The following is an 18,935-nucleotide window of genomic DNA, read 5'->3' as shown; positions in this document are numbered from 1 at the left end:
GGCTGTCGGACAGGTCCTGGTCCCTTCGTCCCGTATTTGTTGCGGCGGGATGAAATCCGCAGGCCCCCGTGTTGGGGCTTGCGGCAGGACAGGTACCAACGGGAGGAATGCCGTGACGGAGGGTGCGCAACAAGGGTGGGCGCGCAGGCTGACCGGGTATGCCTGGCGGTACCGGCGCAATGTGCTGCTCGCGCTGGGCTCCTCGCTCGGCGGCATGGCCGTCATGGCGCTCGTCCCGCTGATCACCAAGGTGGTCATCGACGACGTCATCGGCGCCCACACCCGCTCCCTGGCCGTCTGGACCGGCCTGCTCATAGCCTCCGCCGTCGTCGTGTACGGGCTCACCTACATCCGGCGGTACTACGGAGGGCGGCTCGCCCTCGACGTCCAGCACGACCTGCGGACCGAGATGTACCGCACGATCACCCGGCTCGACGGGCGGCGCCAGGACGAGCTGTCCACCGGACAGGTCGTCGGCCGGGCCACCAGCGACCTCCAGCTGATCCAGGGCCTGCTCTTCATGCTGCCCATGACCATCGGCAACGTCCTGCTCTTCGTGATCTCCATCGTGATCATGGCGTGGCTCTCGCCGCTGCTCACCCTCGTCGCCCTCGCCGTCGCTCCCGCCCTGTGGTTCATCGCCAAGCGCAGCCGCACCCGCCTCTTCCCCGCCACCTGGTACGCCCAGGGCCAGGCCGCCGCCGTCGCCGGGGTCGTCGACGGGGCCGTGTCCGGGGTCCGGGTCGTCAAGGGCTTCGGCCAGGAGGACCAGGAGACCGGAAAGCTCCGCGAGGTCGGCCGCAAGCTGTTCGCGGGCCGTCTGCGCACCGTCAAGCTGAACGCCCGCTACACCCCCGCCCTCCAGGCCGTTCCCGCTCTCGGCCAGGTGGCCATGCTGGCCCTCGGCGGCTGGCTCGCCACCCGGGGCCAGATCACGCTCGGCACGTTCGTGGCGTTCTCGACCTACCTCGCCCAGCTCGTCGGGCCGGTCCGCATGCTCGCCATGGTGCTCACCGTGGGCCAGCAGGCGCGGGCCGGCGTCGAGCGCGTCCTGGAGCTGATCGACACCGAGCCGTCCATGCGGGACGGCACCAAGGAGCTGTCGCCGGACGCCCCCGCGACCGTCGAGTTCGACGACGTGAGCTTCGGCTACGACGACGAGCGGCCGGTCCTGAAGGGCTTCTCGCTCGACATCCGGCCCGGCGAGACCGTCGCGGTCGTCGGCTCCTCGGGCTCCGGCAAGTCCACCGTCTCGCTGCTGCTGCCCCGCTTCTACGACGTCGAGCACGGCGCCGTCCTCATCGGCGGCCACGACGTGCGCGAGCTGACGCTCTCCTCGCTGCGCGCCGCCATCGGCCTGGTCCCCGAGGACTCCTTCCTCTTCTCCGACACCGTCGGCGCCAACATCGCGTACGGGAAGCCGGACGCCACCCGGGAGGAGATCGAGAAGGCCGCGCGCGCCGCCCAGGCGGACCGTTTCATCGCCGAGCTGCCCAAGGGCTACGACACCACCGTCGGCGAGCACGGCCTGACCCTCTCCGGCGGCCAGCGCCAGCGCGTCGCGCTGGCCCGGGCCATCCTCACCGACCCCCGCCTGCTCGTCCTGGACGACGCGACCTCCGCCGTCGACGCCCGCGTCGAGCACGAGATCCACGAGGCCCTCAAGTCGGTCATGGCCGGCCGCACCACCCTGCTCATCGCGCACCGCCGCTCCACCCTCGCCCTCGCCGACCGGATCGCCGTCCTCGACGGCGGACGGCTCGCCGCGATCGGCACCCACGACGAGCTCCAGCGCGACAGCGCCCTCTACCGCCGCCTGCTCACCGACCCCGACGAACTCGGCGCGGTCTCCCCGGGCCACACCCCGCCCGCCCCGTACGCGGAAGCCCCGTACACCGAGGACGACGAGCACTCCGTACGGGACGAACTGGACGCGGAGTTCGACGTCGAGCGCGGCATCACCCCGCCGCTGTGGGTCCGCGAGGACAAGGCCGAGTCGGCCGCCCCCGGCGGCATGCCCGCCACCCCGGAACTGCTCGCCCAGGTCGAGGCGTTGCCGCCCGCCACCGACGTCCCCGCCATAGACGAGGCCAGGGCGGTCCGGGCCGAGGAGTCCTACGGCCTGCGCAGGCTGCTCCACGGCTTCGGCCTCCCGCTGCTCGTCTCGCTCCTCCTCGTCGCGGTCGACGCCGGGGGATCGCTCGTCCTGCCGGTCCTGATCCGGCACGGCATCGACCAGGGCGTCACGAAGCTGGCGCTCGGCGCGGTGTGGGCGGCGGCCGGGCTCGCCCTGCTCACCGTCGCCGTCCAGTGGCTCGCCCAGACCGGCGAGACGCGGATGACCGGACGCACCGGCGAACGCGTCCTGTACGCGCTGCGCCTGAAGATCTTCGCCCAGCTCCAGCGGCTCGGACTCGACTACTACGAGCGGGAGTTGACCGGCCGGATCATGACCCGGATGACGACGGACGTGGACGCGCTGTCCACGTTCCTCCAGACCGGTCTTGTCACCGCTTTCGTCTCCGTCGTCACGTTCTTCGGCATCATGGTGGCGCTGCTCGTCATCGACATCCAGCTCGCGCTCGTCGTCTTCGCGACGCTTCCGCTGCTCGTCGTCGGCACGTACGTCTTCCGCAAGAAGAGCGTCCAGGCCTACGAACTGGCCCGCGAGCGGGTCAGCGTCGTCAACGCCGACCTCCAGGAGTCGGTGTCTGGCCTGCGCATCGTGCAGGCGTTCCGGCGCGAACGCGACGGCTCGGCGCGGTTCGCCGAGCGCAGCGACCACTACCGCCGGGCGCGGGTGCGCGGGCAGTGGCTGATCTCGGTGTACTTCCCGTTCGTGCAGCTCCTGTCGTCGGTGGCGGCCGCCGCCGTGCTGATCGTGGGCGCGCACCGGGTCGACGCCGGTACCCTCACCACCGGCGCGCTCGTCGCCTACCTCCTGTACATCGACCTGTTCTTCGCTCCCGTGCAGCAGCTCTCGCAGGTCTTCGACGGCTACCAGCAGGCGTCGGTCTCCCTCAAGCGCATCCAGGAACTCCTCCAGGAAAAGACCTCCACGGCCGAAGCGGCCGAGCCGCTCGACGTGTTGTCCCTGCGCGGCGAGATCGCCTTCGAGAACGTCGACTTCGCGTACGGGCCCGCCGACGAGGCCGACGAGGCCGAGGAGGCGCTCAGCGGGGTCGACATACGCATACCGGCCGGGCAGACCGTGGCCTTCGTCGGCGAGACCGGCGCGGGCAAGTCCACCCTCGTCAAGCTGGTGGCACGCTTCTACGATCCGACGGGCGGGCGGGTCACCGCCGACGGCACGGACCTGCGGGACCTGGACATCACCGCCTACCGGCACCGGCTCGGCGTGGTCCCGCAGGAGGCGTACCTCTTCGAGGGCACGGTCCGCGACGCCATCGCCTACGGACGCCCCGACGCGAGCGACGCCGAGGTGGAGGCGGCGGCCCGCGCGGTCGGCGCGCACGACATGATCGCCACGCTCGACGGCGGCTACCTGCACGAGGTCGCCGAGCGCGGCCGCAACCTCTCCGCCGGGCAGCGTCAGCTGATCGCGCTGGCCCGCGCCGAGCTGGTGGACCCGGACATCCTGCTCCTCGACGAGGCGACGGCCGCGCTCGACCTCGCGACGGAGGCCCAGGTCAACCAGGCGACCGAGCGGCTCACCGGGCGCCGCACCACGCTGGTCGTCGCCCACCGTCTGACCACGGCGGCCCGGGCGGACCGGGTGATCGTGATGGACGGGGGCCGGGTCGCCGAAGACGGCACGCACGATCAGCTCCTCGCCCTGGACGGCAAGTACGCCCGTCTGTGGCGCACGTTCATCGGCGAGGCCGAGCCCGAGGACGAGCCGATCGCGGCCCGCTGACCCCCTCCCGGGGCTGCGCCCCGGGCCCCAGGGGGTTTGCCCACCCGCCCGCCCGTTGCTCGGGGTTGGTTGGCTCTGGCTCCCTGGGGCTGCGCCCCAGACCCCGGGCGGGGGCTCTGCCCCCTGCACCCCCGTTCGCGCCTAAAGGGCGCTCGTCCTCAATCGCCGGACGGGCTGTAGGTGTCCCAGCACCGAGTCTTTCAGGGGCGCGAGGAACTGCGCGACCAGCCACACGCGGTGCGAGGCCGACGACGGGTTCTTGGGGGCGCGGGGAACTGCGCGACCAGCCACCCACGGCCCGCGGACGAAAACGGGGTTAGGGGCGCGGGGAACTGCGCGAACGGCCACGCACGGTCTGCGGGCGAGAGCGGGTGGAGGGGCGCGGGGAACTGCGCGAACGGCCACGCACGGCGTGCAGTCGAGAGCGGGTGGAGGGGCGCGGGGAACTGCGCGAACGGCCACGCACGGCGTGCAGTCGGCGAGCGGCGCCGGACGCGCACCCCCGCCCTGAGAACCGTCGGACGACTTACCGCGTCCCTCCCCACGTACGCGCACGTGACGGAAGGGTGCAAGCGTGTTCGGTGGGGTGAGGGCGAGCGGCTCGGGGCGCACAGGACAGACCGGGCGCCCAGGGCGCATAGGGCCCGCACTGGCCGTGCTCGCGGCGGCGGGCGGCCTGGTCGTGTTCGGCCCGGCCGGCGGCAGCGCGGACGCGGCGGCGGCCTGCGCGGGGCGGCCGGTGAAGTCGGTGGGGTTCGGCGCGGGGGAGCTGCGCCTCTACAAGGGCAACGGGTACGCGTGCGCGGTGACCGCCGCGAAGAAGCCCGGGGCGCGGCGCCAGATGTCGGTGACGATCCAGGCCCGGGGCAGCGCCCCCGCCGGCGACTCCGGCGCCTATACGCGCCTCGCGGGCCCCGTCACCGTGCACGCGGGCAGCCGCTGCGTCCGCGCCACCGGCGCGATCGCGGGCGGCGGTTCGGCCCAGACGGGCTGGGTGTGCTGAGCACCCGCTGAAGGTCACCCCGTGGGGAACAACTGGGTCTGGCGGGGCCGGTGTTGGCACCGCTAGGTTCGCGAGGCCACGTTCCGAGCCCACAGGGGCCCCACAGGGGAGTGTGAATGCGCAAGGCGTTCAGATGGCTGTTGTCGCTGGTCGTGCTGATAGGCACGCTGACCGCGACGGGAGCCACGGCAGGGGCGGCCACCGCCGCCGAGCCGGACATCAAGGACCGCATCCTGGCGATACCCGGGATACGTCTCATAGAGGAGAAGCCGTACACCGGCTACCGCTACTTCGTCCTCTCCATCACCCAGCCGGTCGACCACCGCAACCCGTACAGCCGGGCCACCTTCCAGCAGCGGTTCACCCTGCTGCACAAGGACACCGACCGCCCGACGGTGATGTACACCGGCGGCTACGACGTCTCGACGACCCCCAGCCGCAGCGAGCCGACGCAGATCGTCGACGGCAACCAGGTCTCCGTCGAGTACCGCTACTTCCCGCAGTCCCGGCCGCAGCCCACCGACTGGTCCAAGGACGACATCTGGCAGGCGGCGAGCGACCAGCACGCCATCTTCCGGGCGTTGAAGCCGGTCTACCCGAAGAACTGGCTGACCACGGGCGGCTCCAAGGGCGGCATGACGGCCACGTACTACAAGCGCTTCTACCCGCGTGACATGGACGGCGTCGTCGCGTACGTCGCCCCCAACGACGTGGTGAACAACGAGGATTCGGCCTACGACCGGTTCTTCAGGACCGTCGGCACCAAGGAGTGCCGCGACAAGCTGGAGGGCGTACAGCGCGAGGCGCTCGTGCGGCGGACGTCCCTGGAGAAGAAGTACCAGGAGTACGCGACCGCGAACGGCTACACCTTCACGACGGTCGGCTCGCTCGACAAGGCCTACGAGGCGGTCGTGCTGGACTACGTCTGGGGCTTCTGGCAGTACCACCTGCTCGCCGAGTGCTCCACGATCCCGGCGGACCCGGCGCACGCCACCGACCAGGCGATCTGGGACTCCATCGACACGATCTCGGGCTACTCCTTCTACACGGACCAGGGCCTGGCCCCCTACACGGCGTACTACTACCAGGCCGGTACGCAGCTGGGCTCGCCCACCATCAAGCAGCCGTGGCTCGGCAAGCTGAGCCGCTACGGCTACCAGCCGCCGCGCAACTTCGTACCCCGGGACATCCCGATGCGGTTCCAGCCGTGGGCGATGGCGGACGTCGACGGCTGGGTCAAGCACCATGCGGACCACATGCTGTACGTCTACGGCCAGAACGACCCGTGGGGTGCCGAGCGGTTCTCGCTCGGGGCGGGGGCACGCGACTCCTACGTCTACACGGTCCCGGGCGGCAACCACGGCTCCAAGGTGGGCGCGCTGCCGGCCGCGCAGAAGTCCGCGGCGACCTCCGCGATCCTCCGCTGGGCGGGTCTGAACCCGTCCCCCGCGAAGCCGCAGGCGTCCTTCGACGCGAAGCTGGACGCAACCCCGCTGAACCGGGCGGCAACCCTGCGCCCCTAACCGGGTATGCCTGCGCCGGCTGGCTGGCCGGCATCGAGGCATTCAGGGGCGCGGGGCTGTGACGTTGCGCGGCTCCGCCGCGGTGGGCGTGACCGGGGAGTACCGGGTCACTTACAGGGGCGCGGGGAACTGCGCGAACGGCCCCTACGGTTCGCAGCCGGACCACAGGGGTCCGGGGGCGCAGCCCCGGCGCACCCACCCCCGCGCGGGCTAAGCGTGCCGCGCACACCCCACCGGCGCCTGGGGGCCGGCCAGTTGGACGTACAGCGTGGTGCCCGGCGGGCACAGCCCCCGCCGGGCAACCGCCGACGCCACCCGGTGCTGGGGCGCCCGCACCCCCGACCCGTCGCACGGAGTCTCCCGCACCTGGTCCGGCGCCGTCGCGTACACGCAGTCCCCCACCACCGTGAACGGCCCGCCCCCACCCCCGGGGTCACCGGGATGCGGCGCCTCAAGGTTGCGCATACAGGCGTAGCCCCGGGCAGCCGGCGCCCCCTCGGACACGTACAGGGCGAAGTCCGTGGTGAGCGGGCAGTCGACGGCGGCCCCCGCCGCGACGGCCCCGGCCCGGCGGACCAGCACCCTCGCCGCCGCCCGCTCACTCGTGCAGGACACCTCCAAGAAGGCCGGCGAGCTCGCCGCGCCCTCGCGGGCGGCGCAGCCCCCGGTGTCGAGGAACGTCGGCGTGGGGCGCGGCGCCGACACCGGCGAGAGCGTGCCCTCCGCCCCGGACGCACCACCCCGGCACCCCACCGCCACAAGCGCCACCAGGCACACCGACCCAGCCCAACGGAATGTACGCATGCTTCCCCCCGGATACGACTCAAGCCTGTCCCGCCGGAGCGGGCGCACGCCAGGCGTGCAGGGGGCTTTGGGTCACTTGGGGGTGGTGCGCCGGGTCTGCGTCGTACGCCTAGTACGTCAGGCCGTGACCGATCGGGTAGAGGTCGCGCGTAGGGTCGTCGGGCCGGGGCACGGCTACCGGAAGGCGCCCGCGCGGGCGGACTCGGCCCGCCAACACCCTTGCCGCTGCCCGGAGTTCGACATCGGTCCAGCAGTACGTGGCGAGTGAGGCCGCGTACCCGCTCAGGTGGGCGATGTCGTACGGGTTGCGGAGGGCGAGGTGGACCACCGGTACCCGGCTCGCGCCGAGCGCGGCCACCAGCTTGCTCTGCGCGCCGCCCGCCCCCGCGTTGTACGTGCCCACGAGCACCGCGTCCTGACCGTCGGAAGCCGCCCGCACGGCCGCGTCGATCTGGGCCTGCGACGGCAGCGTGCCCGTGCTCAACACCGTTGTGCGGAAGCCGAGTTCGGTGAGCGCGCGGGCCAGCACCCGGGTGGGTGGGCCGGTCGTGCCGGAGGGGGAGTCGGGGTCGGCGCCCACGATCAGGAGCCGGCGGTGGCTGTGCCGGGAGAGCGGGAGCAGCCCGCGCGGGTTGGCGAGCAGGGTCGTGGTGCGCTCGGCGATCCTGTCGGCGGCGGCCAGATGGGCCCGGGTGCCGACCGTACGGTCCACGCCCCGGGCCGTGACGTAGGGCCGGGCGAACAGCCCCCGCCGCTCCTTGAGCCGCAGGATGCGCAGCAGCGACTCGTCCAGGCGGCCCTCGCTCAACTCCCCGCTCGCCACCGCCGCACGCACTCCGTTGAACGCCACGTCCAGCCTGGGCGGATCGAGGAGTTGATCGACGCCCGCTTTCAGCGCGAGTACGGGCACCCGGTCGTCCCCGTACTTGTCGCGGACGCCCTTCATGCCGAGGGAGTCCGTGATGACGACCCCGCCGAAGCCGAGCTGCTCGCGCAGGATGCCGGTCAGGATCGGGCGGGAGAGGGTCGCCGGGTCGTTGCTCGGGTCGAGCGCGGGGAACTGGATGTGCGCCGTCATGATCGCGTCGATCCCGGCGGCGATCGCGGCCCGGAACGGCGGCGCGTCCAGCCGGTCCCACTGCTCCCGGGTGTGGGTGATCACCGGGATGCCGGTGTGGCTGTCGACGCTCGTGTCGCCGTGCCCGGGGAAGTGCTTGGCGGTGGCCGCGACCGAGGAGTCCTGGTAGCCGCGCACCTCGGCGGCGACCATACGGGCCACGGCGGCGGGAGCCGCGCCGAAGGACCGTACGCCGATCACCGGGTTGGCCGGGTTGATGTTCACGTCCGCGTCGGGGGAGTAGTCCTGCCGGATGCCGATCGCCGCCAGCTCGGCGCCCGAGATGCGGCCGAGCGCGCGGGCGTCGTCCGTCGAACCGCCCGCGCCCATCGCCATCGCGCCCGGAAAGAGCGTGGCCGGAGCGCCGACCCGGCACACCGCCCCGTGCTCCTGGTCGGTGGCGATGAGCAGCGGCACCGGTACGCGCTGGGCGAGGCCGGCCGCCTGGATGCCGTTCGAGAGGTCCGCGATCTGGTGCGGGTCGCGGGTGTTGTGCGCCCAGGTGAAGTAGATGATGCCGCCCACGTGGTACTTCGCGATCAGCTCGGCGGCGTCGCGCACGCCGAGCTCGCGCAGGTTGGCGTCGACGTCCGCCTGGTCGGGGGCGGTCGCGGAGTGCCCGTAGACCCGCATGACGAAGAGCTGCCCGATCTTTTCCTCGACCGTCATGCGGGCGATGAGCGCGCGGAGGCGGCGATCGGTGCCGATGGCGTCGGACGCGTCCGACGTGTCCGACGCGTCCGACCTGTCCGACGCGCGGGCGGGGGACTGGGGGCCGAGGGCGGTCATGGCGGCCACGGCGGCGGCGGTGGTCAGGAGGCTGCGTCTTGAGGTGCGGTGCTGCTGGTGCACGTGCGTCGCTCCTTCCGGCGGTGGTACCCGGGGGGCCGGGCAATTGGAAGAAACTTCCAAAGTGAACCGTTATCCGGAAAGTTATTGTCAGTCAAGGCTATGCGCGCGAGGTGCCCTACGGCGTGGCTGGGCGTGGCTCGGGGTGGGCGGGGCCGACCGAGGAGTGCGGGGCGGGCCGGGCAGTGCGGCGGGGGCGATGCGGCACACCCCCGTGGCGCGCATTGCCCAGCCCGGCCCGACACCACGGGCCACCGGGACGGACTACCAGGCCGCACCCGCGATCTGCCGGGTGGTCGCGTTGAGCCGGTTGAAGAGGTTGGTCACGCCGATCATGAGGACCAGCGAGGCCAGCCCCTTCTCGTCGTAGTGCCGGGCGGCCTCGTCCCAGACCTCGTCGGACACCGCGTCCGGCCGGTCGGCGAGCCGGGTCGAGGCCTCGGTCAGCGCGAGGGCCGCGCGCTCGGCGTCCGTGAAGTACGGCGCCTCGCGCCAGGCCACGACCGTGGCCAGCTTCTCCTCGCTCACCCCGCCCTTGCGGGCCTGCTTGACCCCCTGGTCGATGCACGGGGCGCAGCCGTTGATCTGGCTGGCCCGCAGGTGCACCAGCTCCAGCGTGGACTCGTCCACCCCGCCCTCCTTCGCGGCCTTGAGCACGCCGAGGATGGCGGGCAGGGCGCTGGGGATGACCTGGACGGGGTTCGTCATACGTGCCTGCATGGCGGTGGCTCCTGTGTGTAGTGGAGGGCGTTTCCGTTCGCCTTCACTGCACTGACCGAGTGGAGCCTCGAAATGTGACAGCCCCGCCGAAATTCTTTCCGCCAGTGCCGGGCGGGGCATGACGTACGGCTCCCACGTCCGCCCGCCGTCCCGCGACATCCGCAGCGCGAGCGCCGGCCCCGCTACCAGCGCCCCCCATGCCGGAGGGCCTTCTCCCTCAGCCATGCGCGTACCTGTCCCTCCTCCTGGGTGGAGGCGGTGCGCAGGTCCCGCGCGGCGATCGTCGCGACGAAGTACACGAACCGGACGCGCCGCCAGTCACCGTCCGTGCCGATCACCTTGCCGGGCCCGTACACGTCCGTCCCGGTGTGGGCGACGTACGCCCCCACGTCGTGGGCTCCCATCGCACTGCCTCTCACTGTGTGTGCTGTTCCGCTCACAGCGTGGGGTCACGTTCCGTACGCTGAACAGTGCACAGAGGGTGACAACAGGGCCTGCACGGAAGGGAGTTGATGGCATGGCGATCGAGGACAACCCCGAGTCCCGCACGAAGTACGGAGAGGAACTGAGGGCCAAGCGCGAGGCGGCCGGATTCACGCAGGAGGAGCTCAGCCAACGTGCGGTGATGTCGCGCACGCACATCGCCCACATCGAGGCGGGGAGGCGCCGCCCCGACCCCGCCGATGCGCGGCGGCTCGACTCGGTGCTGGGGACTGGGGGGTTCTTCGAGCGGTTCCTGCCGACGCTGGACGGGCGGAAGGTGGCTGAACACTTCGCGGAGGCGCTGGAGTTCGAGGGGCAGGCGACTGTGATTCACGACTACGCGGCGAAACTGGTGCCAGGAATCCTCCAGACGGAGGCCTACGCGCGTGAAGTGCTTGGCTCCGGGGCCCGACCGAAGAGCGACGAAGAGCGTGACAGGCTGCTGAGCACGCGCCTGGCTCGCGCCGGCATCCTCGAAGACTTCCATTCGCCCGTGGTGTGGTCCCTGCTGGACGAGGCGGTCCTGCGGCGCCCAATCGGCGGGCCCGCAGTGATGTGTCATCAGCTACGACACATTGCGGCTTTGGGTGAACGGCGTCGAGTCCGGCTGCACGTCCTCCCTTTCGAGGTGGGCGCCCACTCGCTGCTGGAAGGCATCGTTTCGCTCATGTGGTTCGAGGATCTCCCTCCCATCGCGTATGTGGAAGGCCTGCGGACGGGCAGGGTCTGGGAGCTTCCGTCCGTAGTGCGCGAGTGCCAGGTGGCCTATGAGCACGCACTGGGAGACGCGCTGTCGCATAGGAAGTCCCTGGCGCTGATCAAGTCCATAGCGGAGGATTACGAGCATGAAGCGCAGTGAGCACAGCATCCTTGATGCCTCCGTCCTTCCCGCTTGGCGGAAGTCCAGCTACAGCGGCGGAACGAGCGGCGAGTGCCTCGAAGTCAGCGACGCCTGGCGGAAGTCCACGTACAGCGGTGAAAGTGGCGGGGACTGCCTGGAGTTCAGCGACTCCTGCTCCGCGTGCGTCCCCGTGCGGGACAGCAAGAACCCGACCGGGCCGGCCGTGGTGTTCGGGCCGACGGCCTGGGCGGAGTTCGTCGGCGCGGTCAAGGGCGGGGCGCTCAGCCGCTGAGCCGGGCCCAGGCGTCGTGGAGGGCGTGGATCGTCGCCGTGATCGCGGGGCGGCGGGCCGCTCCCGTGCGCCACAGGGCGTAGAGGCGGCGGGTCGGGACCGGCTCCAAGGGCAGGGTCACCACGCCCTCGGGGAGCGGGCCCCGGCCCAGGCGCGGTATCAGGGCGATGCCCAAACCGGCTGCCACCAGGGCGAGTTGGGTGTGGTACTCGGCGGCCTGGTGGCGCAGATACGGCTCGTGGCCGTCGGCGCGCAGGGTGCGGACGAGCCAGTCGTGGCAGACCGAGCCGGGCGGCTGGCAGATCCACGGTTCGCGGGCGAGGTCGGAGCGGTGGATCACGGCGCGGGACGCGAGCGGATGGTCCGCCGGGACCAGTACGTCGCAGTGGTCGTCGCCGATGGCCGCGTACTCGACGCCCTCGGGGGCGGGCAGTGGGGCGATGTCCCAGTCGTGGGCGACGGCCAGGTCGATGATGCCCTTGGCCACGAGGTCGACGGAGACGTGCGGATCGACTTCGGACAACCGCGTTTCCAGGGTGGGGTGTTCACGGGCCAGGGCGGCGAGGGCCTGCGGAAGGAGTCCGCGCGCGGCCGTGGCGAACGCGCCGACGGTGAGGACGCCGGTGGGCAGACCGCGCCGCTCTTCGAGCGCCGTCTCCGTACGCTCGACGATGTCCATCAACTCCCGTGCTGCGGAGGCAAGATGGAGGGCCGCGTCAGTGAGGGCGATGCCCCGGCCGCGGCGTTCGAGGAGTGTCGTACGGGTCTCGCGTTCCAGCTTGGTGATCTGCTGGGAGATCGCGGACGGGGTGTACCCGAGCGCGGCGGCAGCGGCGGCGACCGAGCCGTGCACGTGGACGGCGTGCAGTGCGCGCAGCCGGGCCAGGTCGAGCACGGGTCCTCCCGGGTGTCGTGACGGTGACGATTAAGCAGTGCTACCGGCCATCATCAATGAATTCGCGCTGGTGCTGAATGGTCGAGGACCGTGATCCTCGACGCATGCGTCCCGTACACATCGCCCTCGCCGTGCTCGTCGCCGCCGTGTGGGGGGTCAACTTCGTCGTCATCGACGTGGGCCTCGGCCACTTCCCGCCGCTGCTGTTCTCCGCCCTGCGCTTCCTGGTCGCGGCGCTGCCCGCCGTGTTCTTCGTCGGGCGGCCCCGGGTCGCGTGGAAGTGGATCGTGGCAGTGGGCCTGGTGCTCGGGGTCGCGAAGTTCGGGCTGCTGTTCATCGGGATGAGCCAGGGGATGCCGGCCGGTCTGTCGTCCCTCGTCCTTCAGGTGCAAGCGGTCTTCACGGCGGCCGTGGCGATGGCCGTGCTGGGTGAACGGCTGGGCGGTGTAAGGCTGTTGGGGATGGCGGTCGCGCTCGCCGGGATCGCGGTGGCGGGGGTGGACGAGGGCTCGGGCGGCCCGCTGCTCGGCTTCGCGCTGACGGTGGGAGCGGCGGCGTGCTGGGGCGTGTCGAACGTCCTGACCCGCCGGGCCGCCCCGCCCGACGCGCTGAACTTCATGGTGTGGGTGTCCGTCGTTCCCGTGCTCCCGCTGCTCGCCCTCTCGCTCCTCTTCGAGGGACCGGCCCGGGACGCCGAGGCGCTGGCCGGGTTCGACTGGAGCGGGGTGGGGGCGCTGGTGTACGTGGCGTGGATCAGCACGGTGTTCGGCTTCGGGGCGTGGGGGATGCTGCTGCGCCGCTACCCGGCGTCGTCGGTGGCTCCGTTCAGCCTGCTCGTCCCGGTGTTCGGGATGTCCTCGGCGGCGGTACTCCTCGGGGAGCCGGTGACGCCGCTGCGGTGGTGCGCGGCGGCGCTGCTCGTGGGCGGGGTGGCACTCACGTCGCTGGTGCGGCCGGGTGGGCCGCCGGGTGCTGCCGGGCTGCCGCGAGCAGTTCCGGGAGGCCGCGGCGCCGTCCCCTCGTCCGGTCCGGCCTCGTCCCCGACCCCGGCCGGTCCGGACTCGTCCGGCGGATCACGGGCCGGGGTGGCGCCGGGCCGAGGCGAGAACTGGTCAGTGCCTCCATCGTGTTGACCGCCCACGGCAGGTGGTGCTGGAGTCGGCACGTGGACAGCATCCCCGCCAACCGGCGGCTCTGGAACCAGATCAGCAGCGCCTACCAGCAGGAGCACGACCCGCAAATCGGCGCCGCACCCCGACTGTGGGGCATGTACTCCATCCCCGACGCGCGCCTGCACGCCCTGGGCGACGTCGCCGGCCGGCGCGTCCTCGAACTCGGCTGCGGCGCCGGCCAGTGGTCCAGAGTGCTCGCCGACGAGGGCGCCGCCGTGGTCGGGATCGACCTGTCCGAAGCCCAACTCGGCGCAGCGGCGGCCGCGATGGGGTCCACTCGCTACCCGCTCGTGCAAGGCGCCGCCGAGCAGCTCCCCTTCGCCGCCGACAGCTTCGACCTGGTGTTCTGCGACTTCGGTGGGCTCAGCTGGGCGCCCCCGCACCTGGCCGTCCCGCAGGCCGCACGCGTCTTGCGCCGTGGCGGGCGCCTGGTGTTCAACGTCGCCAGCCCATGGTTCGAAGCCTGCTACGACGAATCCGCCGGCCGCGTCACCACGACGCTCCAGCGCGACTACTTCGGGCTCGACACCATCGCCGAGGGCGACGGCGCGACCAGCTATCAGCTCACCTACGGCGACTGGGTCAAGGTCCTGCGCGGCGCGGGTCTCGTCATCGACGACCTCATCGAGCCGCGGCCCGAGCCGGGAACACCCAACGGCTACAACGAGACCGACCCACCCGACTGGGCACGTCACTGGCCGGCGGAACTGCTCTGGGTGACCCACAAACCGTAAAGCCGGATCCGCCGTGCCGCGCCGCGACGCTCAGGTTCCGTCCAGCGCCGTGAGGTACGCCCGGCCCGCCGCGAGCAGCCCCGGCAAGGGGGCGGCGTCCGGGTACCAGCGCTTCTCGTACTCCCAGCACAGCCAGGCGTCCGGCGGCAGCAGGGCGAGGCAGTCGGTGAGGGGGAGTGCGCCGGCGCCGAGGGGGAGGGGGGTGGTGTCCTCGGCGGACGCGATGTCCTTCACCTGCGTGTAGCCGAGGTGGGGGGCGAGGCGCGCGTAGGACTCGGCGGGGGTCTCGCCGCCGAGCCAGGTGTGCATGACGTCCCAGAGTGCGCCGATGCCCCCTCTGTCCACGCGGTCCAGGAGAGCGGCCGCGGCTGCACCGGTGCGGTGGGAGTCGTGGGTCTCCAGGAGGATGCGTACGTTGCTGTCCGCCGCCAACCGGGCCGCCCCGGCGAGTTGTTGTACGGCCCTGTCGTCGGCCTCGGGGGTGCCGTCGCCGCCGGGGAACACGCGGACGTAGCTCGCGCCCAGGTCGTGGGCGAGCTCTACGAGCTCGGGCAGTTCATGGGGGGCGAGGGGGGTGGTGACCTTCGCGTAGCCGGCGACGGTCAGGATCTCGATGCCGTGCGCCTCGAACTCCCTTCTGACGGCGGCCCGTTCGTGTACGCCGATGCCGGGGTGTACGGGCTCCTCGGGGTGGGCCCGCAGTTCGACACCCTGGTAGCCGGAGGCGGCGGTCAGGCGGGCCACGTCGGGCATGGGCATGCCGGGGAGCCCGAGGGTGGAGAGGGCGAGCTTGTGTGTCATGGTGCGGGTCCTTTCCATGGGGGGATCCTTTCCCCACCCCGCCCCTTCCCGAGACCCTCCGGGGGGATGGTTCGGCTGCTGGTCGAGTGCTGGGGCTCCGCCCCGGACCCGGTTCGCGCCTTGAGGGGCGCTCGTCCTCCATCTCCCCCAAGGCCCTGAGGGCCAGGGGGACCCCCATGACGGGCTGAAGGTGCCCCGGTGCCGGTACCGCCAAGGGGCGCGGGGAACTGCGCGGGCAACCACGCACGGTGCGAGGCCGAAAGCGGGGTTAGGGGGCGCCGGGAGCAGGCCGAAGACGCCAACGCCGACCGGCGCCGGTACCGCCAAGGGGCGCGGGGAACCGCGCGGACGGCCCTGCACGGTCCGCAGTCGAAGCAGGGGGCCTGGGGGGCGCAGCCCCCGGAAGGCCCGCCCACCCCACTTCACCCCCGGAGGGTTTCGGGAAGGGGTGGGGAGGGGGCGACAACCGGGGTCCGGGGCGGAGCCCCAGGGGGCCGAAGCATCCGACCCCCCTTGCGCAGGGGGTCCGGGGCGGAGCCCCGGCGGGCCGGGCCGGCCGGGCCGGGGCTAGCCCAGGACCTCCGCGAAGCGGGACGCCGTGTCGGCCAGGAGGGCAACCCCGTCCCCCGCCCACAGGACGTCGTTGAACAGCTCCACCTCGACCGGCCCGGAATACCCCGCGAGATCCACGAGCGAGGCCCACCACGCCAGGTCGATGGACCCCGTCCCCAGCTGGCCGCGCCCGTTCAGGACGCCGGCGGGCAACGGCGTGACCCAGTCCGCCAGTTGGAAGGAGTGGATGCGTCCGGCCGCCCCGGCCCGTACCACCGCGCCCGGCGCCCCGTCGTCCCACCACACGTGGTACGTGTCGACCACCACCCCCACCTGCGCGGGAGGAAAGGCCGACGCCAGGTCGAGCGCCTGGTTCAGCGTGGACACCACGCAGCGGTCCGCGGCGAACATCGGATGCAGCGGTTCGATCGCGAGCCGTACGCCCCGCGCGGCGGCGTACGGCCCGAGCGAGGCCAGTGCCTCGGCCACCCGTTCCCGTGCGCCCGCGAGATCCTTGGAGCCGGCCGGAAGCCCGCCCGAGACCAGGACCAGGGTGTCCGTGCCCAGGGTGGCCGCCTCGTCGATCGCGGCGCGGTTGTCGGCGAGGGCGGCGGCACGCTCGGCCGGTTCGATCGCGGTGAGGAAGCCGCCACGGCACAGCGTGGTGACGTCGAGCCCCGCGTCCCGCACCAGTTTCGCCGACGCTTCGAGCCCGTACTCCGCCACCGGCTCCCGCCACAGGCCCACCCCGTGCACCCCGAGCCGTACGCACGCGTCCACCAGCTCCGGCAGGCCGAGCTGCTTCACCGTCATCTGGTTGATGCTGAAGCGGGACGGCGGGGGAGGGATCGTCATTGGGGGACTCCGGAGACGCTCAGGAGGGACTTCACGCGGTCGGCCGCCAGCGCGGGATCGGGGAACAGGCCCAGCTCGTCGGCCAGTTCGTACGCCCGCGCGAGGTGCGGCAGCGACCGCGCCGACTGGAGGCCGCCGACCATCGTGAAGTGCGACTGGTGGCCCGCCAGCCAGGCCAGGAACACAACACCCGTCTTGTAGAAGCGGGTTGGGGGCCGGAACAGATGGCGGGACAGTTCGACCGTCGGGTCGAGGAGGCCGCGGAAGGCGGCCGTATCGCCCTGGTCGAGTACGCGTACCGCTTCCGCTGCCAGCGGCCCCAGCGGATCGAAGATGCCCAACAGGGCGTGGCTGAAGCCCTGTTCGTCACCCGCGATCAGTTCGGGATAGTGGAAGTCGTCGCCCGTGTAGCACCGTACGCCGTCCGGGAGGCGACGCCTCAGCTCCACCTCGCGGCGGGCGTCGAGGAGGGAGACCTTGATGCCGTCGACCTTGTCGGGGTGCGCGGCGACGACCTCAAGGAAGGTCTCCGTCGCGGCGTCCAGGTCGGACGAGCCCCAGTAGCCGTCGAGCGCCGGGTCGAACATCGGGCCCAGCCAGTGCAGGATCACGGGTTCCGCGGTCTGGCGGAGGAGGTCGGTGTAGACCGTCACATAGTCCTCGGGCGAGCGGGCCGCCGCGGCGAGGGCGCGCGAGGCCATCAGGATCGGCCGGGCCCCGGCGCCCTCGACCACGGCCAGCTGTTCCTCGTACGCGGACCACACCTGCGGCAGCGTGGCGGACGGGCCGAGCTGGTCCGTGCCGACCCCGCACGCGATGAGGCCCCCAACCGCCCTGGCTTCGGCGGCACTTCGACGGATCAGCTCGGCCGCCGTCGGCCAGTCGAGACCCATGCCGCGCTGGGCGGTGTCCATCGCCTCGGCGACCCCGAGTCCGTGCGCCCACAAGTGGCGGCGGAAGGCGAGCGTCGCGTCCCAGTCGACGGCCGCGGGGGAGTCGGGGGAGACGTCCGCGTACGGGTCCGCCACCACGTGTGCCGCCGAGAAGACCGTACGGGAGACGGGGCGCGGGCCGGGCGGGAGGGCGAGCGGTGTCGTGCGCGGTTCGTACGGCCTCGTCGTGCCGTCCGGGGACGGGAGTCGCAGCGTCACAGCGCGATCTCCGGTACGTCGAGGCGGCGGCCCTCCGCGCTGGAGCGCAGGCCGAGCTCGGCGAGCTGGACTCCGCGCGCCCCGGCGAGCAGGTCCCAGTGGTACGGCTCGTCGAGCGCGACGTGCCGCAGGAACAGCTCCCACTGTGCCTTGAACCCGTTGTCGAAGGTGTCGTTGTCCGGCACTTCCTGCCACTGCTCACGGAACCGCTCGGTGGCCGGGAGATCCGGGTTCCACACCGGCTTCGGGGTCGAACTGCGATGCTGCACCCGGCAGTTGCGCAGGCCTGCCACCGCCGATCCCTCCGTTCCGTCCACCTGGAACTCGACGAGCTCGTCGCGGTTGACGCGGACCGCCCAGGAGGAGTTGATCTGCGCGACCACGCCGCCCTCCAGCTGGAAGATCCCGTACGCCGCGTCGTCGGCGCTCGCCGCGTACGGCTCGCCCCGCTCGTCCCAGCGCCGCGGGATGTGGGTGGCGGTGTGCGCGGTCACCGAGGTGACCCGGCCGAACAGCTCGTGCAGGACGTACTCCCAGTGCGGGAACATGTCCACGACGATGCCGCCGCCGTCCTCGCGGCGGTAGTTCCACGACGGGCGCTGCGCGGACTGCCAGTCGCCCTCGAAGACCCAGTAGCCGAACTCGCCCCGCACGGACAGGATCCGGCCGAAGAAGCCGCCGTCGATCAGGCGCTTCAGCTTCAGCAGTCCCGGCAGGAAGAGCTTGTCCTGGACGACGCCGTGCTTGATCCCGGCGTCGCGGGCGAGCCGGGCCAGGTCCAGCGCGCCCGACAGGCCGGTGGCGGTCGGCTTCTCGGTGTAGATGTGCTTGCCCGCCGCTATGGCCTTGCCGAGCGCCTCCTCGCGGGCGGACGTCACCTGGGCGTCGAAGTAGACGTCGATGCCCGGGTCGGCGAGGACCGCGTCCAGATCGGTCGACCACTCGGTCAGGCCGTGCTGGTCGGCCATCGCCTTCAGCGCGTGCTCGCGCCGGCCGACCAGGACCGGCTCGGGCCACAGCGTGCTGCCGTCGCCGAGGTCGAGTCCGCCCTGCTCGCGGAGGGCGAGGAGGGAACGTACGAGGTGCTGGCGGTAACCCATGCGTCCGGTGACGCCGTTCATGGCGATCCGCATGGTCCTGCGTTCCGTCATGTGATCCCTCCGGGGGCGAGCTGGTGCGGGGAGTGCCCGGTGGTGCGCGGGCGGACATGGCTGTGCGGAAGGCGCCCGGAACCTGGGAGAATGCTGATAGCAAGCGCTTTCTACT

The 18,935-nt window shown here is 72.1% G+C and carries 16 protein-coding genes; 7 read left to right on the top strand and 9 right to left on the bottom strand.

The window, feature by feature from the left end; all coding sequences use genetic code 11:
• Nucleotides 1-112: 112 nt before the first annotated feature.
• The 3 genes from ACFYNP_RS09740 (at nucleotide 113) to ACFYNP_RS09730 (ending at nucleotide 6,403) form a co-directional block, all read left to right on the top strand.
• Entirely contained in the window at nucleotides 113-3,877 is a 3,765-nt protein-coding gene (locus ACFYNP_RS09740) for an ABC transporter ATP-binding protein (RefSeq protein WP_388420358.1), read from the top strand.
• A 574-nt stretch (nucleotides 3,878-4,451) separates the two neighbouring features.
• Nucleotides 4,452-4,880, top strand: a complete 429-nt coding sequence (locus ACFYNP_RS09735; RefSeq protein WP_388420357.1) for a hypothetical protein — start codon at nucleotides 4,452-4,454, stop codon at nucleotides 4,878-4,880.
• A gap of 116 nt (nucleotides 4,881-4,996) precedes the next feature.
• On the top strand, nucleotides 4,997-6,403 hold the full coding sequence (locus tag ACFYNP_RS09730) for a S28 family serine protease (protein ID WP_388784170.1): 1,407 nt from the start codon (nucleotides 4,997-4,999) through the stop codon (nucleotides 6,401-6,403).
• A 210-nt stretch (nucleotides 6,404-6,613) separates the two neighbouring features.
• On the opposite strand, the gene ACFYNP_RS09725 is transcribed toward ACFYNP_RS09730, so the two are convergent.
• The 4 genes from ACFYNP_RS09725 to ACFYNP_RS09710 form a co-directional block, all read right to left on the bottom strand.
• A complete protein-coding gene (locus ACFYNP_RS09725) occupies nucleotides 6,614-7,108 on the bottom strand; it encodes a hypothetical protein (RefSeq protein WP_388784167.1) in 495 nt (164 codons plus the stop codon).
• A gap of 208 nt (nucleotides 7,109-7,316) precedes the next feature.
• Complete coding sequence (locus ACFYNP_RS09720; protein WP_388784319.1) at nucleotides 7,317-9,113, bottom strand: glycoside hydrolase family 3 protein; 1,797 nt, start codon at nucleotides 9,111-9,113, stop codon at nucleotides 7,317-7,319.
• A gap of 324 nt (nucleotides 9,114-9,437) precedes the next feature.
• A complete protein-coding gene (locus ACFYNP_RS09715) occupies nucleotides 9,438-9,893 on the bottom strand; it encodes a carboxymuconolactone decarboxylase family protein (RefSeq protein WP_388420354.1) in 456 nt (151 codons plus the stop codon).
• A gap of 182 nt (nucleotides 9,894-10,075) precedes the next feature.
• Complete coding sequence (locus ACFYNP_RS09710; RefSeq protein ID WP_388420353.1) at nucleotides 10,076-10,297, bottom strand: hypothetical protein; 222 nt, start codon at nucleotides 10,295-10,297, stop codon at nucleotides 10,076-10,078.
• A 113-nt stretch (nucleotides 10,298-10,410) separates the two neighbouring features.
• Between ACFYNP_RS09710 and ACFYNP_RS09705 the strand changes: the two genes are divergently transcribed.
• Nucleotides 10,411-11,235 (top strand): Scr1 family TA system antitoxin-like transcriptional regulator, encoded by an 825-nt coding sequence (locus ACFYNP_RS09705; RefSeq protein ID WP_388784165.1) that lies wholly within the window; start codon nucleotides 10,411-10,413, stop codon nucleotides 11,233-11,235.
• Nucleotides 11,222-11,509, top strand: coding sequence for a DUF397 domain-containing protein (locus ACFYNP_RS09700; RefSeq protein ID WP_388784162.1), 288 nt, complete (start codon nucleotides 11,222-11,224; stop codon nucleotides 11,507-11,509). The genes ACFYNP_RS09705 and ACFYNP_RS09700 overlap by 14 nt, the downstream gene beginning before the upstream one ends.
• On the opposite strand, the gene ACFYNP_RS09695 is transcribed toward ACFYNP_RS09700, so the two are convergent.
• Entirely contained in the window at nucleotides 11,499-12,404 is a 906-nt protein-coding gene (locus ACFYNP_RS09695; RefSeq protein ID WP_388784159.1) for a LysR family transcriptional regulator, read from the bottom strand. The two genes, ACFYNP_RS09700 and ACFYNP_RS09695, sit on opposite strands and share 11 nt — an antisense overlap.
• A gap of 104 nt (nucleotides 12,405-12,508) precedes the next feature.
• Here ACFYNP_RS09695 and ACFYNP_RS09690 point away from each other — a divergent pair, with 104 nt between their 5' ends.
• Nucleotides 12,509-13,537 (top strand): EamA family transporter, encoded by a 1,029-nt coding sequence (locus ACFYNP_RS09690; RefSeq protein WP_388784157.1) that lies wholly within the window; start codon nucleotides 12,509-12,511, stop codon nucleotides 13,535-13,537.
• A 32-nt stretch (nucleotides 13,538-13,569) separates the two neighbouring features.
• Nucleotides 13,570-14,310 carry a class I SAM-dependent methyltransferase gene (locus ACFYNP_RS09685; protein WP_388784154.1) on the top strand — a complete coding sequence of 247 codons (741 nt, stop codon included), beginning with the start codon at nucleotides 13,570-13,572 and terminating at the stop codon, nucleotides 14,308-14,310.
• Between the two features lie 30 nt (nucleotides 14,311-14,340).
• Here the strand turns inward: ACFYNP_RS09685 and ACFYNP_RS09680 are convergent, their stop codons facing one another.
• The 4 genes from ACFYNP_RS09680 to ACFYNP_RS09665 all read right to left on the bottom strand — a co-directional run bounded on the left by ACFYNP_RS09680 (nucleotide 14,341) and on the right by ACFYNP_RS09665 (nucleotide 18,820).
• A complete protein-coding gene (locus ACFYNP_RS09680; RefSeq protein WP_388420348.1) occupies nucleotides 14,341-15,111 on the bottom strand; it encodes a sugar phosphate isomerase/epimerase family protein in 771 nt (256 codons plus the stop codon).
• Nucleotides 15,112-15,678: 567 nt separating this feature from the next.
• Complete coding sequence (locus ACFYNP_RS09675) at nucleotides 15,679-16,518, bottom strand: sugar phosphate isomerase/epimerase family protein (protein ID WP_388420347.1); 840 nt, start codon at nucleotides 16,516-16,518, stop codon at nucleotides 15,679-15,681.
• The gene (locus ACFYNP_RS09670; protein WP_388784152.1) at nucleotides 16,515-17,669 is read right to left on the bottom strand and encodes a dihydrodipicolinate synthase family protein; all 1,155 of its coding nucleotides are present in this window, start codon (nucleotides 17,667-17,669) and stop codon (nucleotides 16,515-16,517) included. The genes ACFYNP_RS09675 and ACFYNP_RS09670 overlap by 4 nt, the downstream gene beginning before the upstream one ends.
• Nucleotides 17,666-18,820 carry a Gfo/Idh/MocA family protein gene (locus tag ACFYNP_RS09665; RefSeq protein WP_388784149.1) on the bottom strand — a complete coding sequence of 385 codons (1,155 nt, stop codon included), beginning with the start codon at nucleotides 18,818-18,820 and terminating at the stop codon, nucleotides 17,666-17,668. The genes ACFYNP_RS09670 and ACFYNP_RS09665 overlap by 4 nt, the downstream gene beginning before the upstream one ends.
• Between the last annotated feature and the right edge of the window lie 115 nt (nucleotides 18,821-18,935).

Source organism: Streptomyces sp. NPDC006691 (assembly GCF_042869955.1).
Classification (GTDB): domain Bacteria; phylum Actinomycetota; class Actinomycetes; order Streptomycetales; family Streptomycetaceae; genus Streptomyces.
Note: the sequence above shows the minus strand (reverse complement) of the source record. Positions and strands in the feature narration are given on the sequence as shown.

Bases quoted from the DNA above. Each gene is read 5' to 3' on its own strand.
- ACFYNP_RS09680 (WP_388420348.1), bottom strand. From the start codon at position 15,111: ATGACACACAAGCTCGCCCTCTCCACCCTCGGGCTCCCCGGCATGCCC.
- ACFYNP_RS09710 (WP_388420353.1), bottom strand. From the start codon at position 10,297: ATGGGAGCCCACGACGTGGGGGCGTACGTCGCCCACACCGGGACGGAC.
- ACFYNP_RS09665 (WP_388784149.1), bottom strand. From the start codon at position 18,820: ATGACGGAACGCAGGACCATGCGGATCGCCATGAACGGCGTCACCGGA.
- ACFYNP_RS09700 (WP_388784162.1), top strand. From the start codon at position 11,222: ATGAAGCGCAGTGAGCACAGCATCCTTGATGCCTCCGTCCTTCCCGCT.
- ACFYNP_RS09720 (WP_388784319.1), bottom strand. From the start codon at position 9,113: ATGACCGCCCTCGGCCCCCAGTCCCCCGCCCGCGCGTCGGACAGGTCG.
- ACFYNP_RS09730 (WP_388784170.1), top strand. From the start codon at position 4,997: ATGCGCAAGGCGTTCAGATGGCTGTTGTCGCTGGTCGTGCTGATAGGC.
- ACFYNP_RS09715 (WP_388420354.1), bottom strand. From the start codon at position 9,893: ATGCAGGCACGTATGACGAACCCCGTCCAGGTCATCCCCAGCGCCCTG.
- ACFYNP_RS09705 (WP_388784165.1), top strand. From the start codon at position 10,411: ATGGCGATCGAGGACAACCCCGAGTCCCGCACGAAGTACGGAGAGGAA.
- ACFYNP_RS09675 (WP_388420347.1), bottom strand. From the start codon at position 16,518: ATGACGATCCCTCCCCCGCCGTCCCGCTTCAGCATCAACCAGATGACG.
- ACFYNP_RS09690 (WP_388784157.1), top strand. From the start codon at position 12,509: ATGCGTCCCGTACACATCGCCCTCGCCGTGCTCGTCGCCGCCGTGTGG.